The organism is Rufibacter immobilis, assembly GCF_003721565.1.
GTDB lineage: Bacteria > Bacteroidota > Bacteroidia > Cytophagales > Hymenobacteraceae > Nibribacter > Nibribacter immobilis.
This window is the reverse complement of the sequence record NZ_RJJE01000009.1, coordinates 1,224,376-1,239,937: the sequence shown is the minus strand read 5'-3', so window position 1 is coordinate 1,239,937 and position 15,562 is coordinate 1,224,376. Positions and strand designations below refer to the sequence as shown.

Annotated in this window: 11 protein-coding genes; 2 read left to right on the top strand and 9 right to left on the bottom strand. The window is 53.4% G+C overall.

The window, feature by feature from the left end; all coding sequences use genetic code 11:
* Positions 1–89: 89 nt before the first annotated feature.
* On the bottom strand, positions 90–530 hold the full coding sequence (locus EFA69_RS12310) for a hypothetical protein (RefSeq protein ID WP_123133345.1): 441 nt from the start codon (positions 528–530) through the stop codon (positions 90–92).
* 193 nt (positions 531–723) lie between these two features.
* Here EFA69_RS12310 and EFA69_RS12305 point away from each other — a divergent pair, with 193 nt between their 5' ends.
* Entirely contained in the window at positions 724–1,125 is a 402-nt protein-coding gene (locus EFA69_RS12305) for a thiol-disulfide oxidoreductase DCC family protein (RefSeq protein ID WP_123133344.1), read from the top strand.
* A gap of 147 nt (positions 1,126–1,272) precedes the next feature.
* Entirely contained in the window at positions 1,273–2,652 is a 1,380-nt protein-coding gene (locus EFA69_RS12300; protein ID WP_317125631.1) for an alanine/glycine:cation symporter family protein, read from the top strand.
* 462 nt (positions 2,653–3,114) lie between these two features.
* Here the strand turns inward: EFA69_RS12300 and carB are convergent, their stop codons facing one another.
* The 8 genes from carB to EFA69_RS20135 form a co-directional block, all read right to left on the bottom strand.
* On the bottom strand, positions 3,115–5,928 hold the full coding sequence (gene carB / locus EFA69_RS12295) for a carbamoyl-phosphate synthase large subunit (RefSeq protein ID WP_123133343.1): 2,814 nt from the start codon (positions 5,926–5,928) through the stop codon (positions 3,115–3,117).
* Between the two features lie 305 nt (positions 5,929–6,233).
* A complete protein-coding gene (locus EFA69_RS12290) occupies positions 6,234–9,173 on the bottom strand; it encodes an ATP-dependent DNA helicase (RefSeq protein WP_148041346.1) in 2,940 nt (979 codons plus the stop codon).
* A 435-nt stretch (positions 9,174–9,608) separates the two neighbouring features.
* Positions 9,609–10,730 carry an alkene reductase gene (locus tag EFA69_RS12285; protein ID WP_221175718.1) on the bottom strand — a complete coding sequence of 374 codons (1,122 nt, stop codon included), beginning with the start codon at positions 10,728–10,730 and terminating at the stop codon, positions 9,609–9,611.
* 57 nt (positions 10,731–10,787) lie between these two features.
* Positions 10,788–11,243, bottom strand: coding sequence for a MarR family winged helix-turn-helix transcriptional regulator (locus tag EFA69_RS12280; RefSeq protein ID WP_123133341.1), 456 nt, complete (start codon positions 11,241–11,243; stop codon positions 10,788–10,790).
* A 215-nt stretch (positions 11,244–11,458) separates the two neighbouring features.
* Positions 11,459–11,695, bottom strand: a complete 237-nt coding sequence (locus tag EFA69_RS12275) for a hypothetical protein (RefSeq protein WP_148041345.1) — start codon at positions 11,693–11,695, stop codon at positions 11,459–11,461.
* 92 nt (positions 11,696–11,787) lie between these two features.
* On the bottom strand, positions 11,788–12,420 hold the full coding sequence (locus EFA69_RS12270; protein WP_123133339.1) for a DsbA family protein: 633 nt from the start codon (positions 12,418–12,420) through the stop codon (positions 11,788–11,790).
* Positions 12,421–13,114: 694 nt separating this feature from the next.
* Positions 13,115–15,055: an LTA synthase family protein gene (locus EFA69_RS12265; RefSeq protein ID WP_123133338.1), complete on the bottom strand. Its 1,941-nt coding sequence runs from the start codon at positions 15,053–15,055 to the stop codon at positions 13,115–13,117.
* Between the two features lie 161 nt (positions 15,056–15,216).
* The gene (locus tag EFA69_RS20135) at positions 15,217–15,396 is read right to left on the bottom strand and encodes a hypothetical protein (RefSeq protein WP_148041344.1); all 180 of its coding nucleotides are present in this window, start codon (positions 15,394–15,396) and stop codon (positions 15,217–15,219) included.
* Positions 15,397–15,562: the final 166 nt, after the last annotated feature.

Genomic DNA, 15,562 nt, shown 5'->3' with positions numbered 1-15,562 from the left:
TGGAGAGAGAAGAAACAGAAAAGGCAAAACCGGTGGGCCTTGCCTTTTCTGCATCATTACTTCGTTCCGAGGAACGTCATGGGAGAGTACTAGCGGCTGGTAGTGCCAGTTGTTCCGGTAGTGGTACCTGTGGTAGTTCCGGTGGTGCCTGTAGTACCAGTTGTTCCGGTTGTACCAGTGGTGGTGCCGGTAGTGGTACCCGTAGTAGTTCCGGTGGTTGTTCCAGTTGTAGTACCGGTAGTGGTACCGGTTGTGCCGTATGTTGTACCGGTTGAGCCCGTAGTACCTGTAGTGGTGCCTGTGGTTGTTCCAGTAGTACCGGTAGTGGTTCCGGTGGTGCCGTATGTGGTGCCCGTTGAGCCTGTAGTACCCGTAGTGCCAGAAGTAGTGCCTGTGGTAGTACCGGCCTCAGTGCTCATGTCCGTAGACGTGGTGTCTGTGGTAGTCTCAGAGCTTCCAGAGCAAGAAGTCATAGCACCGGTAGCTACAAGAGCGGCAACAGCGAAGAAGTTTAAAAACGTCTTTTTCATAGTTCAGTTAGATTAATGGATGGTTATAAATTGTTTTTTTAATTTAGTTCTGCTTTTCAAGTTCATCTTTTACGCACACTTCTTAGAAAGGTGCCATTCTTTTGTTAAAATTTATCAAAGGGTAGCAAATAAGGCTGAACTAGGGCCTTAGCCGGTACGTACCCACTAAGTGTTTATACTAGTCTAACCCACTATGCTACCTACTTCTCCTACTATTCTATTTGATGGGGTCTGTAATCTTTGTAACGGATTTGTGCAGTTTGTGATCAGGCATGACACACAGGCATATTTCCGGTTCGCCTCGTTGCAGTCGGGGGTAGGGCAGGAGGTACTTAGTGCATATGGGATGCCAACAGAAGAATTCAGGAGCTTCCTTTTCATAGAAGATGGGCAGCTGTACAGCCGGTCAACGGCGGCACTCAAGGTTTTCAGACGTTTAGGCGGTGCCTGGGGCTTACTGTACGGCTTCATGCTAGTGCCTAAATTCCTCCGTGACCCGGTGTATGATTGGGTTTCCCGCAACCGGTACCGCTGGTTTGGCCAGCAGGAAAGCTGCATGCTGCCTATCCCCGCTCTCAAAGCGCGTTTTCTCTAACCTTTCCTTCAGTACGCCCCTGCGTCTCCAATGATGCCTTAGGAGAAAAACTTGTTTTTGCTTTCTCCTATTACTCTATAGAGATTTGGCGGTTTTGCCGAAATCCTGCCGTAAGTTTGCAGGCTCTTTTACTAATAAACAGATTTAGTGGAAAAAATAGATGCTTTTCTGGCGGAGGCCAGTAGTCTGGCTTGGGGAATGCCCTTGCTGATTTTATTGATGGGCGGTGGCTTATTCCTGATGCTGTACTGCCGTCTTATCCCGTTCCGGATGATGGGTCATTCTATCCGTATCTTGCAGGGCAAGTACCAGGATCCTAACGCAGCCGGGCAAATCACGCCGTTTCAGGCCATGGCCAGCGCCCTGGCTTCTACCATTGGCATGGGCAACATCAGTGGGGTGGCCGTGGGCATTGCCATGGGCGGACCCGGCGTGCTGTTCTGGATGTGGGTGAGCGCATTTGTGGGCATGGCCACCAAATTTTTTACCTGTACCCTTTCCATCATGTACCGCGGCAAGAATGAATTGGGTGCCGTGGAAGGCGGACCCATGTACATGGTTACACAGGGGTTGGGCAAGAAATGGAAGCCTTTGTCCATCTTGTTCGCTTTTGCCGGTTTGTTTGGGACCCTGCCGCTCTTTCAGGCCAATCAACTTACCCAGATCATCACCGATGTGGTGCTCAAGCCCAGCGGCGTGGTAGGGGAAGATACGTTTGTGTCTAACCTCATCATGGGCATGGCCATGGCGCTGCTGGTGTCTATCATTTTGTTTGGCGGCCTCAAACGCATTGCGGCGGTGGCTTCCAAACTGGTGCCGTTCATGGTGGTGCTCTACACGGGCTCGGTGCTGTACATCATCTTCTCCAATATCTCGGCTGTGCCCGGCATGTTCTCCCTTATTTTTGAAGATGCGTTTACTGGCAATGCCATGATGGGCGGAGCCGTGATGCAGGTAATCATCATGGGTGCCCGCCGCGCGTCATTCTCCAATGAGGCCGGCATTGGCACTGCCGCCATGATGCACGGCGAATCGCAGAACAATGAGCCGGTACGCGAAGGCTTGGTGGCTATGTGGGAACCGTTCATTGACACCATTGTGGTCTGCACCATGACGGGGCTGGCCATTCTGGTGACGGGCGTTTGGGAAACGAATTCCGGCAACGGAGTTTCCATGACGGCGGCGGCTTTTGGCGAAGCCATGCCCCAGGTGGGCAAATACCTGCTGGTGGTCTGCGTGTTCATCTTCGCGTTTACCTCTCTGTTCTCTTACTGCTACTACGGCTCCAAGTGCTTCACCTACCTGTTCGGGTTCAAGTACCGCCGCCTGTATGACTACTTCTATATCCTCACCATCATTATTGGGGCCATTGTCACCATTACCTCAGTGATCAACCTGGTGGATACCGCCTTTGCATTTATGGCCGTTCCTACCATGACGTGCGCATTGTTGCTGTCGCCTAGGGTGATGGCGGCCACGAAAGAGTATCTGGCTAGATTGAAAGCCGGGCAAATACAGCGGTTTTAAAGGGTATCAAGTAGCAGGTATCACGTAGCAAGATATGAGATTCCGTTTTCGGGTTGTTTTCTTGAAAACAACCCGAAAACGGAATTTGCTTTTTTACGCTGGCGCGAGTCTAAAGACTCGTGACAAAGAGTGCTGCGAGTCTCCAGACTCGCCGGGAACCACGGGAAGATAATCATCCGCTGGCGCGAGCTTGCAGCTCGTGGCCACGCATTTCTGAAGCAAAAATTCCTAAGCCGAAAATTTTATCGGCAACGCCCGGACACGAGCTGCAAGCTCGCGCCAGAAAACGTCCTGCCGCAAGTTTAAGCTGCACTCAAACTTGCGGCAGGACGTTTTCCGTTTTTGGGCTGTTTTTCCAAAAGCAGCCCAAAAACGGAAAGAGGCAGTTCCCATAAAGGAACCGCCTCTTTATAAATCATAAATCATCGCGCTACGTGATACGCACATCGTACTACGCCAACACTACATGCTCAGGTACAGGTTACGCTCGCCGTATACTTTGGTGAAGTACTCGTCTTCCAGGTCATCAATGAAGTAAATGGCCTCACCGGTTGACTTCATTTCTGGCCCCAGTTCTTTGTTCACCTCAGGGAACTTGCTGTGGGAGAAAACCGGAACTTTGATCGCGTAGCCTTTTTTCACCGGGTTGAAGGTGAAGTCAGTCACTTTCTTCTCGCCCAGCATCACTTTGGCAGCGTAGTTCACATACGGCTCCTGGTAGGCTTTGGCAATGAAAGGCACGGTGCGGCTGGCGCGCGGGTTGGCTTCAATGATGTACACAATCTCGTTCTTGATGGCGAACTGGATGTTGATGAGGCCCACGGTGTTCAACGCCAAGGCAATTTTCTTGGTGTACTCCTCAATCTGGTTCATCACGTTCTCGCTCAGGTCAAACGGAGGCAATACGGCGTAGGAGTCACCGGAGTGGATACCCGCTGGCTCAATGTGCTCCATGATGCCAATGATGTGTACGTTCTCGCCGTCACAGATGGCATCGGCCTCGGCCTCAATGGCGCGGTCCAGGAAGTGATCCAGGAGTACGTGGTTGCCCGGGCTGTCTTTCAGGATGTCCAGCACCTGCGCTTCCAGCTCCTTCTCGTTGATCACAATCTTCATGTTCTGGCCACCCAATACGTAAGATGGACGCACCAGCAGCGGGAATTTGAGGTCTTTGCAAACTTCCAGGGCTTCCTCGGCAGAGGTCACGCTCGCGAACGGCGGGTACGGAATGCCATTTTCTTTGAGCAGGGTAGAGAACGCACCGCGGTCTTCGGCCAGGTCAAGGCTCTCATAGGTAGTACCCATGATCTTGATGCCGTAGCGGGTGAGTTTCTCGGCCAGCTTCAAGGCAGTCTGTCCGCCCAGCTGTACGATTACACCTTCTGGTTTTTCGTGCAGAATGATGTCATAGATGTGCTCCCAGAACACCGGCTCAAAGTACAGCTTGTCAGAAATGTCAGAGTCTGTAGAAACGGTCTCAGGGTTACAGTTGATCATGATAGTCTCATAACCACACTCGCTGGCCGCCAACACGCCGTGCACACAAGAGTAGTCAAACTCAATGCCCTGCCCAATGCGGTTAGGACCGGAACCCAGAACCACCACCTTTTTGCGGTCGGTGACAATGCTTTCGTTCTCGCCGTCAAAGGTGCTGTAGTAGTAAGGCGTTACAGCCTCAAATTCACCGGCGCAAGTGTCTACCATTTTGAACACGCGCTTGATGCCCATGCTGGTACGCTTCTCGTGCACTTCGCTTTCCTTGCAACGCAGCAGGTACGCCAGCTGTCTATCGGCGAAGCCTTTCACTTTGGCGCTGCGCATCAGGTCGGCCGGAATATTGTCTATGGTGTATTTCAGGACCTCGCGCTCAGTGAGCTCCAGTTCTTCAATCTGCTGCAGGAACCAAGGGTCAATCTTGGTCACTTTCTGGATGGTGCTGGTGGCCACGCCGAATTTCATGGCGTCTTTGATGGTGAAGAGTCTGTCCCAGCTTGGGTTGGCCAGGCTGTCCATGAGCTGGTCATAGTTGGTCTTTTCTTTGCCATCGGCGCCCAAGCCGTTGCGCTTGATCTCCAGGCTTTGGCAAGCCTTCTGCAAGGCCTCCTGGAAGGTACGGCCAATGCCCATCACCTCGCCCACAGATTTCATCTGCAAGCCCAGTTTCTTGTTGGCACCTTTGAACTTGTCAAAGTTCCAGCGCGGTATTTTCACAATCACGTAGTCCAGCGCGGGCTCAAAGAACGCCGAGGTGGTTTTGGTGATGGAGTTTTTTAGTTCATCCAGGTTATAGCCAATGGCCAGTTTGGCGGCTACTTTGGCAATAGGGTACCCGGTAGCTTTAGAAGCCAGCGCCGAAGAGCGGCTCACGCGCGGGTTGATCTCAATGGCGATGATGGTATCATCTTCTGGGTTCACGGAGAACTGCACGTTACAGCCGCCGGCGAACTGCCCAATGCCGTTCATCATTTTAATGGCCAGATCACGCATCTGTTGGTAGATGGTGTCGGGCAGGGTCATGGCTGGGGCTACCGTGATAGAGTCACCGGTATGGATACCCATTGGGTCAAAGTTCTCAATGGAGCAGATGATGATCACGTTGCCTATGTTGTCACGCAGCAGCTCCAGTTCGTACTCTTTCCAACCCAGGATGCTTTGCTCCACCAGTACTTCATGGGTAGGGCTGGCGTGCAGACCGCGGGTAAGGGCTGCGTCAAATTCTTCCGGGGTATTCACGAAGCCACCGCCGGTTCCACCCAGGGTGAACGACGGACGGATCACGAGCGGGAACCCAATCTCCTGAGCAATTTCCTTGCCTTCCAGGAACGAGGTAGCCGTGTTGCCTTTGCAGACATTCACGCCCAACTCAATCATTAACAGACGGAATTTCTCGCGGTCTTCAGTGGTCTCAATGGCGGCAATGTCTACCCCAATGATTTTCACGCCGTATTTTTTCCAGATACCTGCTTTCTCACAGTCAATGGCCAGGTTCAGCGCGGTCTGCCCGCCCATTGTAGGCAGCACCGCGTCAATCCTATGCCTCTCCAGAATCTCTATGATAGACTTTTTCTCCAGCGGCTTCAGATACACGTTGTCCGCGGTGATGGAGTCTGTCATGATGGTAGCGGGGTTGGAGTTGATGAGGGTTACCTCAATTCCCTCCTCACGCAGGGAGCGGGCGGCTTGGGAGCCGGAGTAGTCAAACTCACAGGCTTGTCCTATAACAATAGGACCAGAACCGATGATCAAGACTGACTTAATGGATTGATCTTTGGGCATTGTTAAAGTGGTATGTATAAATTGCCCAAAGTTACAGTAGAAAGTTTAGAATTGACCAATAAACTGCTCTGAGCAATAAAAATATTAAACTATTTGTTTTAAAGTATTGATAGCCAGCTTGTGTGTGGAAGCTTGGTCTGAACAGCAAGAAAAGGAAAGAGAGTTCCAGTTAGTCTGAAAACAAAGCAGACGGAACTGGCTAAATGCAGCATAGGGAGAAGTGAGGCAGAAAAACGGGCGAAGACCTTTGGCGTTTAGGGGCCTTTTTCAGAAAAAGAGGCTCTAAACGCAAAGGGCAGGATAAGCTACAGACTAACCCCACGACGTTCCCACTCAGAGGCTAGTTCTAATTTGGGCAGCAGCGTTTTCAGGAACCAGTGCTCCAGTTCTGCCCCGGCATGGAAAGGGGTGATGTCTACGGGCAGTTCTTCTTTGAGGTGCTGCATGCGCGCGGTGTGGAAGATGCGGGAGTCCAGAATCACAAACGCACCTTTGTCTTTCTCGCGCCGTACCAACCGCCCAAAGCCCTGCCTAAGTTTATGTTGGCTGGCCGGATAATAGAACTTGCTCCAGAAAAAGCCGCCCTCCACCTCGCGGCGGTGCGCCACCAAGGGGTTGCCCAGTGATGGATTCGGTAACCGGAAAACAATCACCTGGGAGAGCGTCACGCCCGGGAAATCCACGCCAGACCACATGCGGTCCAGCCCCAGCAGCACCGAGTGCTCCTCTTGCCTAAACCGCCTGATTTCCCACAGACTGGTGCCTTCCTGTTTGAGCAGTTCAATGTCATAGGCGGGCAGGCGCGGGTGCAGCCACCGGTAGGCGTCTTCCATGTCTCTTCGGCTGGTGAACAGAACCAGGGTTCGGCCATTCAGGGCCACAATGCACTTCAGGAGCGTTTCCATAGAAGTTTGCAGCCAGTCCTGTTTCTGCGCTTGCGCCATTTTGTGGTCATAGCAGGGAATGAACGCGGGCACCACGGCGTGGACTTTTTCCTGCTGCTCATAGTTAAACGGTGAGAGGTAACGCACCTCCTGCTCAAAGGGCTCAGCGCGCCCCAACTGGTTCCGGAAGTATTGGGTGTTGCCGCCCACGTACAGCGTGGCCGAGGTGAACAGCAGGCTGGGGTAGACGTTCTGCAGTTTCTCCATCTCGTCCTGCAGGTAGTACGGCATCTTGCTCACCGACCAGTTATGGGCGTTTTTCTCCAGCACATGAATCCACTTGCGGGCCGGGAAGTCACTGGTGATTTTCTGCAGCGTGTCGGCAAACTCCGCGGCTTTTTCTTTGTAGGTTTCCAGGCGGCTGAAGGTCTTGTCCTCAGGTTTTTTGAGGAGGCGTAGGATGCGGTCTATCTTACCCGCCACAAACTGGATGGCCGTAAGAAGTTCCTGCAGGGCCTGTTCAATATCAGCGCTGAATTCTCTTTTGACCCAGCGGCCATTCTCCTGCAAAGAGATTTCCTCCTGCCACCGCTGCTCGCCCTGAATAGGAAGCGCCTGAATCATCTCTCCGCTGCTTCTAATGGTGGCGCAGTCGCGGTGAATGGAGTCAATTTCAGCCAGTACCAACTGGGCTGTTTCAGTGTCTGCGTGGTGCGCCACCTTTTCGGCCACAATGTCCAGGAAGCCTTTGCGGTAGTCTTTGCCCAGCAAGGGGCGCAAAAGACGGGCTTCCACTACTCCCAGACTGAAGTTCATGCTCAGGGCGCTCCGCGCGAAGTCGGGGAACTGGTCGGCCTCGTCTATGACGCAGTGCTTGATGGTGTCGGTGAGCTTGGGCGGAAGCTGCAGCAGTTTGTGGTGGTTGGTCACAATAATGTCGGCGGCGTAGGCCAGTTCCATGTGCTTGGCATAGGTGCATTTGGCCGGCTCCAGGCACAGTTTAGGCACGCATACTTCCTGGGCATTGGCCTCAGCAAGGAGCCGGGAAGTGTCTGGCAGAATGGCCTTGATGTTCTGCGGAATCTCTTCCACTTCGCCCTGCGTCTGGTGCACGCGCAGCACCAGGTAAAGCCAGCTCAGCCCTTCCCGAATGGTGCCTTTCTCCTGTACCACCAGCTCGTCATACAAGTCCAGCAGCGCCGAGAGGCACAGGTAATTATTCTTGCCCTTGACAATGGCAGGTCGCAGATGGGTGTGCAAGCCGCCCTTGAAGCGCAACCGCGGAATCTCGCCCTGCATGACCTGCTCCTGGAGGTTTTTGGTAGCGGTGGCCACCACCACTTTGCGCCCGGGGTTGAGGCGCAGCAGCTCGGCGGCGGCCATGAGGTAGCCCATGGTTTTACCGGTGCCCGTCCCGGCCTCGGCCACAAAGGTGCCTTTGCCGGTTAAAGCCTGGTTGCAGAATTTGGCGTACTGCATCTGGGCGTAGCGCTCAGGCAAGCCGTGTTTTTTGTACCAGGCGTGCAGGGCATCATGGATGAGCTGGTCAGAGGGCTGGGCAATGTCTACCCTGGGTTTTACCACCGGCGAGTCTGTGACGGTGGGGAGCCAGGAACTGAGCAGGGTGCGCAGGTGGAACGGCAATACCGGTACATCTGAGGTGGCGGCCGGTGTGAGCCAGTGCAAGTCCAGGGGCTCCAGCGTCTCAATGTGTTCGGCGGCTTTGAGGAGGGCCCGCCACGCGCTGCCCATGTAGACGGTTCCTAAATCCAGCACTTGCCGCAGCAGTTGCATGAACAGGGTTGGTTCACCGACCTGGGCTTCCGGGGTGCTGGGGATTTTCTGCAGTAGTACCTCCAGCAGTTTGAAAAGCTGGGTGTGCAGGGCCGCTAAAGCTACGTGCATGGGTTGGGAAGCGGGTTTCTTCTGGGCTGTCGTAGACAAGGCCACCACATCACCTACCTCCATCAGGTTCAGGTGCGGCAGAAAAAACGAAGACAGCAGGGCCAGATCGGCGCAAGCAGGCGGGGCAGCCATTCCGGCCAGCACGTATCTCTGCAGCCAAATTTGCTCATGCCGTTCCTGGAAGAAGAACACGTGCGTGAAAGAAGCCAGGTATTCCTGAATCTCAGTTTTCTGCTCTTGCCAAACCGGGGCGTTTTTCGCCTGCTCCTTACTGATTTTAGACTGCTTTTGTACGCTTCGGCCAAACTCCACCTCTGGGTTCACAAACCACTCCTTCAGCACCGCGTTTCCTTTCTGCAACGACAACACGCCCACCTGCAGCAGCCCATGCTTGGAACCATAGGAGCCGGTAGCGAATAAATGCAGAATGGCAAAGGAGGGGGAAGCAGCTTTCATCAGGACCTCACACGTCAACAGAGTGCAAAGGTACTCTATGCTAAGGAATTTGCCGCACAATAGTACTGGATGCTAAGCTGTTTGGTGGAGGTGCTGGTTTGGGGGTGTTTTGAGGAAAAGTGGCTTCAAACGGCACAGGAAAGCTTCTGCTTTTCGGTTGCCAAGATAACCCACCCCTACCCCTCCGAGGAGGGGAATTATCGCCAATTAGGAAAACTCTACTTGGAGAAACTCCCCTCCTCGGAGGGGTAGGGGTGGGTTTCGCATTCTGAGCAGTGAGTGCAAATGCAAAGCACGAAAGTAAATCCGCGCCATAGAACTGTCTGGAGCTTGTTCCGTTTAGGGCCTATTTTTGGAAAAAGAGCCCCTAAACGGAAAAGGCCACACAATGCGTGCGGCCCTTTCCTATATATGCAGTGGTGTGGTTTCTGTTACTTATCTGGCTTCTACGGTTTGGGCCAGGGTAGGATAATCTGTGTAGCCCACGGCGCCGGTGTTGCTGTAGAACGTGTTGTAGTCCGGGGCGTTCAGTTCGGCATTCTCCGCGAAGCGCTCCACCAGGTCTGGGTTGGCGATGAACGGTCGGCCGTAAGCCACTAAATCGGCAAGGCCGTCTTCCAATACTTTATTACCGGTTTCCTGCGTGAAGCCGCCGTTGATGATGAGCGTGCCGTTGTACAGCGGGCGGAAGTGCTTGGCTACTTCTTTGATGGCATACGGTAACTCAGCCACTTTAGGCGAAGCCTCCGTGAGGTGCAGATACGCCAGATTGTAGTCGTTCAGGCGCTTCACGATGTACTCAAACGTAGGGGCGGTTTCCTCGTCTACCGTAATCCCGAACTGCTCGTGCATAGACGGGTTCAGGCGAACGCCCACGCGGCTTAGGTCGATGACTTCTTTTACGGCGTCCAGTACCTCAAACAGCAGGCGGGCACGGTTCTCAATGGTGCCGCCGTAGGCATCGGTGCGTTGGTTGGAGCAGCGGTTGAAGAACTGGTGGAACAGGTAGCCGTTGGAGGAGTGGATTTCCACGCCATCGAAACCGGCTTTCACGGCGTTGGCCGCCGCGTTTCTGAAATCCTCCACAATACCTTTGATCTCCTCAACTTCCAGCGCTCTGGGCGTGACGGTTGGTTTGAAACCTTCGGCCGTGAAAGCCTGGTCATTGGGGTTGATAGCCGAGGGAGCCACGGGTAACTCGCCGTTGTGGAAATCTGGGTGCGACATGCGACCCACGTGCCACAGCTGGGCGTAGATTTTGCCGCCTTTGCTGTGCACGGCGCTGGTTACCGTTTTCCAGCCTTCTACCTGCGCAGCCGAGTAAATACCCGGGATGTTGATGTAGCCCACGCCCTGCGGACTTACCGGTGTACCTTCTGAGATGATGAGGCCGGCGCTGGCGCGCTGGGCGTAGTATTCAGCGTTCAGTTCATTAGGTACGTTCTCTGGGTTGTTAGACCGGCTGCGGGTCATAGGGGCCATGACTAAACGGTTGTTCAGGTGTAAAGCGCCTTTCTGGTAAGGCTGCAACAGCGGTTGGTTTTCTATTTGGCTCATCGTTTATTTTGTTGTTAAAACATAAGTTGTATATACAACTATATAGGTAAAAAAATATTAGTGACAGTCTCTGATCTTGTCCATGAGCTCGCCAATCAAAGCGGCTTCGTCTGGGTTAATCTGCTTGAATCTTTCTTCTAAGCCTTGAATGATCTTATCGGTTTCTTTCAGCAGCTCCAGGCCTTTCTCCGTGATGATGATGTCTACCTTGCGGCGGTTTTCGCTGCACTGGCAACGCGTAACCAAGCCTTTCTCCAGTAGTTTGTCTACCAGGCGGGTGGCGTTGGAGTCGCGGTCCATCATGCGTTCCTGAATGAGGCCCAACGTGGCGGGATTGGGGTACTGCCCGCGCAGAATGCCCAGCACGTTGTTCTGTTGCGAGGATAACCCCAATGGCTTCAATTGGCAGCTCAGTTCCTTCAGGAGCCAGTTGCCCGTAAACATGACGTTCACAATCATGCGGTGGTGGGGGCTCTTAAAAGATTTCTGCTTTAGTTCGTCTTCCAGTCTCATGGGGTAGCCAATGGTGTGGCAAATCTAGTTATAACTATTGTATATACAATTATTGTAGGTGTTTTGTTTCCTCTTCTGCCGGTTTCTTTCAGGAAAGTGCGTTTAGGGGCCGATTTCTGAAAAAGAGCCCCTAAACGCACGCTTCAGCTAAGATTGGCAATTCCCTGCGCGGCATTACCGGCGCAAAGGGGCAGCGTGTAGTTGGCGGTTCCAGGTCATGATACCAGAGGAGAGCCCGCGGGGGCCACGTACCCGGTGGTGGCCGGCGATTCCACGGTGCTGTCTGGGTCGGCGTCTTCGGTGATGTCGGTGTGGCGGTCTCGTTCTTCGGCAGGCTGGTCTGGGGCGGTTTTACTTTCGCAGGCGCCCAGCAGCAGCAGACTGACGGCGGCCACCAAAGCGCCAGATTTCTGAACAAGGCGGGCCAGGGATAACGGAGTTTCTTTTTTCATAGAGTGCAATGGAAAAGGTTCCTCTTGCTTTACGCAAAGCCCGGGGTTTTTCTTCAGAAAGTTTAGGAGGTACGCGCCGCTTCGGTACACGGTTACTGCGCCAGTACCTGGTCCAGCGCCGGGGCCACGTCTTCAAACTTGGCGTACCCGCGGGTAACCAGGTACAGTTGGTCGCCGTTCTGCGCCACCATAGACGGAAAACCCTGAATACCCCATGCCTGCACCTGCGCAAATTCCTGCTGCGCCAACTGGAGGTATTTCTCGTCTGTGAACATGGCCCGGAACTCCTCCTGGGTAAGGCCGGCTTCCTGGGCCAGGGGAAAATACGTTTCTACTTGATTGAAGTCTTTGCCCTCCTGGAAATGCAGGTCCTGAATGGCCTTGGCGTATTTTACCTGCTCCTCTGGTTGGGCTTCTTTCAAGATGCTGAACGCAATGGCCGGGGGCACTGAGTTGCTGATGTAGGTGCCTTTCTCCAGGACATCGTTCAGATAGGCTTCACCCATGGTCACGCCGGAGATCTCGTTTAAACGCGGCATGGCCTGCTTGATGAAACTAGCCATGTTCCCGATTGGCCCCACACGCTCGCCGGTGATCATGCCGCCGCTGAGCACTTCAAACCGGAACTTGTCTGCGTAGGCCGCGCGCAGTTTCTCTATCTGCGGCCCCATGGCGTAACACCAGCCGCAAAGGGCGTCTGAAATATAAAAAAGAGTAGGCTTCATTTAATTGGGAATTAAGAATTAGGAATGGGGTTCTTGCTTCCCTGGTCTGTCTCCCGGCAGGCCGAGGGAAAGAAGTAATAACGGGCAGAACAGATTTCCGTTTAGAGGCTCTTTTTTGAAAAACGGCCCCTAAACGGGAATGCAAAGGTACGGACCAAAGTACGGATGTGCGGGATGTTACTGGTTTCTGCGGGTAAACCCGAGAGACTGTTTCAAAGGAAAACGGCCTGGCCGGCAGTCCTTTTTGAGGAGCATAAAAACGTTTAGGGGCTGTTTTCTAAAAAACAGCCCCTAAACGGAAAAGTAATCCTTAACAAGCAACAACCTAAACGGTTTTTGCTCCCATTTCTGTCTTTACCAAACCTCTACTTGAATTACTTTCTATTAACGTTTGTCACTTTTCTCCTTGATGCTCAACCTAACCAAAAGAATCAAGAAGCCTCAAACTCGCTGCCGCTCAGACAGTGAAGCTTCAATTGTTTCCGCACCTGGCAACCGCTATTTCTTCCATAGCTACGGCAGCCATTACAGTTTTGAACCATCTATCCGTGCTCCCGCTAAGCGCCTGCGTGCCTGTCGGCACTGCGTTGCCCGCTCCCGCAGGTAAGGCTAAGGAAGCTCTGCGTTTTTAGCCTGTTTTACTGGAAAGTAGGCCAAAACGCAAAAAAAGATTACAATTAACAATTCTTTCTTCTTACGGCTGTAGCCTGTTCTCCAGCATGCGGTTGTTGTACTGCTGGATGAACGCCTTGAGCTTGTTTTCCATGGCTATCCTGAGCTGAGGCTGCGTGTCTTTGAGGTTTTTCTTCAGGAACTTGTCTTCTTTGTAGTTGAACAAGCCCAGCGTCTTGGTGCCGTCAAACTGCAGGAAATAGTCGCCTTCGGTCCATTGGTAGCCGCCCTGGTAACTGATGGCGAAGTTACCTTCCTGAGGCTGGAGCATGTTTTTCCCGAAGGAGAAGTACGGCTGGTTATACCCCAGATAACCCAGCACCGTGGGCATGATGTCCAGCTGCTGCACCACGCGTTCCCGCTCCACACCCCTGAAGGTGCTGTCGCCGGGGGCGTAGAAAAGCAGCGGCACGGCAAAATTACCCAAGGCGGTCTGGTACTCGGTGTAATGGGTAAAAGTGGCGGAGTGGTCGGCGGTGATCACGAAGAGCGTGTTCTTGAACCACGGAGCCTGGCTCGCCTTCTGGAAGAATTTGCGCAGGGCCATGTCGGTGTACCCGATGGTCTCAAAAATCTCATAGGGACCTTTCTTGAATTTACCCTGGTACCGGGCCGGTAATTTGAACGGGTGGTGCGAAGAGGTGGTAAAAACCGCGCTCATGAACGGCTCCCGGAACATGTTCAGCTTACCGGCCATGAACTGCAGGAACTCCTCGTCCCAGATGCCCCACATGCCGTCAAAGTCTTCGGGCTTGCCGTACTCCGTCATGCCGTAATATTCCTGCACGCCAATGAGGTTCATGAACGCGTCAAAGCCCATGGAGCCGTTGGGCGCGCCGTGGAAGAACGAAGTGTGGTAGCCCTGCTGACCCAGTGTGCGCGGCAGGCTGGGCAGGTTGTTGCTCACGTACTGCGTGAGCACGAACGGCTCCTGAATGCTGGGAATACTGGTGAGCACGCTGGGCAGCGCGTCAATAGATTTCCGGCCGTTCGCAAACGAATTCCAGTAAACCTTGCTGTGGAGCATGAGCGAGTCCAGGAACGGCGTGAAACCGGTGTAGGTGCCGTTCTCCAGGTGCCGGTTATAACCGCCCACGGCCTCTTTCCCGAAGCTCTCCAGAATAATCACCACCACGTTCTTCTTCCGGAACCGGGCCGAATCTGCGGGCTGATGAATGGGGCTGTACAGCTGTGCCACCTGCGGCTCCGGAAAATAATCCACCTTCTGGTAACTGGTCTTGTTGATAGTCCTGATGACGGAGAAAGGCGTGTTAAGCACGATGTACATTTCCTGCGGACGCTCCACGTACTCACCGGCGTTGCTGAGCGTAATAGGCCGCGTGCTGTGCCGGAAGCCCCCGCGCATGGCCCCAATGCTCAGGCCTACGGTAAGCACCAGCAGCACCGTGTGCCACGGATAATAAAACCAGGGGTTGTACACCGGCGCTTTCTCCAGCTTTATGCGGTTGTACAGCCAAGCCATAAGCGCCACCAAGGCTACCCAGATGACGGCCACGTACCAGAAATCCACCAGAAAGCTGAAGACAAAGCCGCCCCAGTCCTCATTCCCGAACTCTTTGACCACGTTGCCGGTGGTGCGGCGCAGGGTGAACCTGTAATAAATGAAATCTACGCAGTTTAGCGCGATGCCTATGCTGTTGAAGACCAGAAACACCCATTTCACCACCTTGCGGTAAACCGGGTGGTGCCGGAACCTGAACGGCAGCAGCATGAGCGCGATGAACAGCAGGTTGGTGTACAGCACCGCCACCAGGTCAAAGCGCAGGCCGCCCCACATGAGGTACAGCAGATCTGAGAAAGAGGTTTCTTCAAAAAAACCGATGTTGAAGAAATAGAAAAGAACCCGGCAAACGGTATAGAGCAGCATGGCCACGCCCAATGCCAGCAGCATGACAATATGCACACTCCGCCGCAAAGCCCTCGGCTGAAAAGATTGTATCATGTTCTAAGAGAAGAAACACAAAATTAGGCAACCCAGCGCAGATATAGAAGCCAGTGCAGGAATAGGCGTTTAGGGGCTGTTTTTCCAAAATCGGGCCTAAAACACACGTTTAAAACCCACTATCAGATTCTTTGCGGCGTCTCCTGTCTGCTGGTGGAAGATTACTGTGCTTCCCCGGCTTGTTGGGTAGAGTCTGGGCCGGCACTGGCTTTGGCGGCTTCATCGCGGTTCTCGCGTTCAGACTCTACATTTTGCTTTGAGCCGCAAGCGCTGACCAAGAGGCAAAGCGTAAGCGAGAAAGCGAGGACGGTCTGGCGGAAAAGGGAACATTGTTTTTTCATAGTGCTAGAGGGTTAGTAGCTGAATGTGCTAATGAAAAGGCTATACGCAGCAAATGGGTTGGAGGTGTTCACCAAGAGGTTCTATTAGGGTTTTCAGCACCTGGGCAACACAAAGCCTCCCCTGTGGTTTTGTTTCCTCGGGAGCAGTGATCGGGATAAGGTAATC

Excerpts from the sequence above, each read along its gene's own strand:
- EFA69_RS12290 (WP_148041346.1), bottom strand. The coding sequence starts at position 9,173 with ATGAAAGCTGCTTCCCCCTCCTTTGCCATTCTGCATTTATTCGCTACC.
- EFA69_RS12280 (WP_123133341.1), bottom strand. The coding sequence starts at position 11,243 with ATGAGACTGGAAGACGAACTAAAGCAGAAATCTTTTAAGAGCCCCCAC.
- EFA69_RS20135 (WP_148041344.1), bottom strand. The coding sequence starts at position 15,396 with ATGAAAAAACAATGTTCCCTTTTCCGCCAGACCGTCCTCGCTTTCTCG.
- EFA69_RS12265 (WP_123133338.1), bottom strand. The coding sequence starts at position 15,055 with ATGATACAATCTTTTCAGCCGAGGGCTTTGCGGCGGAGTGTGCATATT.
- EFA69_RS12275 (WP_148041345.1), bottom strand. The coding sequence starts at position 11,695 with ATGAAAAAAGAAACTCCGTTATCCCTGGCCCGCCTTGTTCAGAAATCT.
- EFA69_RS12310 (WP_123133345.1), bottom strand. The coding sequence starts at position 530 with ATGAAAAAGACGTTTTTAAACTTCTTCGCTGTTGCCGCTCTTGTAGCT.
- EFA69_RS12270 (WP_123133339.1), bottom strand. The coding sequence starts at position 12,420 with ATGAAGCCTACTCTTTTTTATATTTCAGACGCCCTTTGCGGCTGGTGT.
- EFA69_RS12305 (WP_123133344.1), top strand. The coding sequence starts at position 724 with ATGCTACCTACTTCTCCTACTATTCTATTTGATGGGGTCTGTAATCTT.
- EFA69_RS12285 (WP_221175718.1), bottom strand. The coding sequence starts at position 10,730 with ATGAGCCAAATAGAAAACCAACCGCTGTTGCAGCCTTACCAGAAAGGC.
- carB (WP_123133343.1), bottom strand. The coding sequence starts at position 5,928 with ATGCCCAAAGATCAATCCATTAAGTCAGTCTTGATCATCGGTTCTGGT.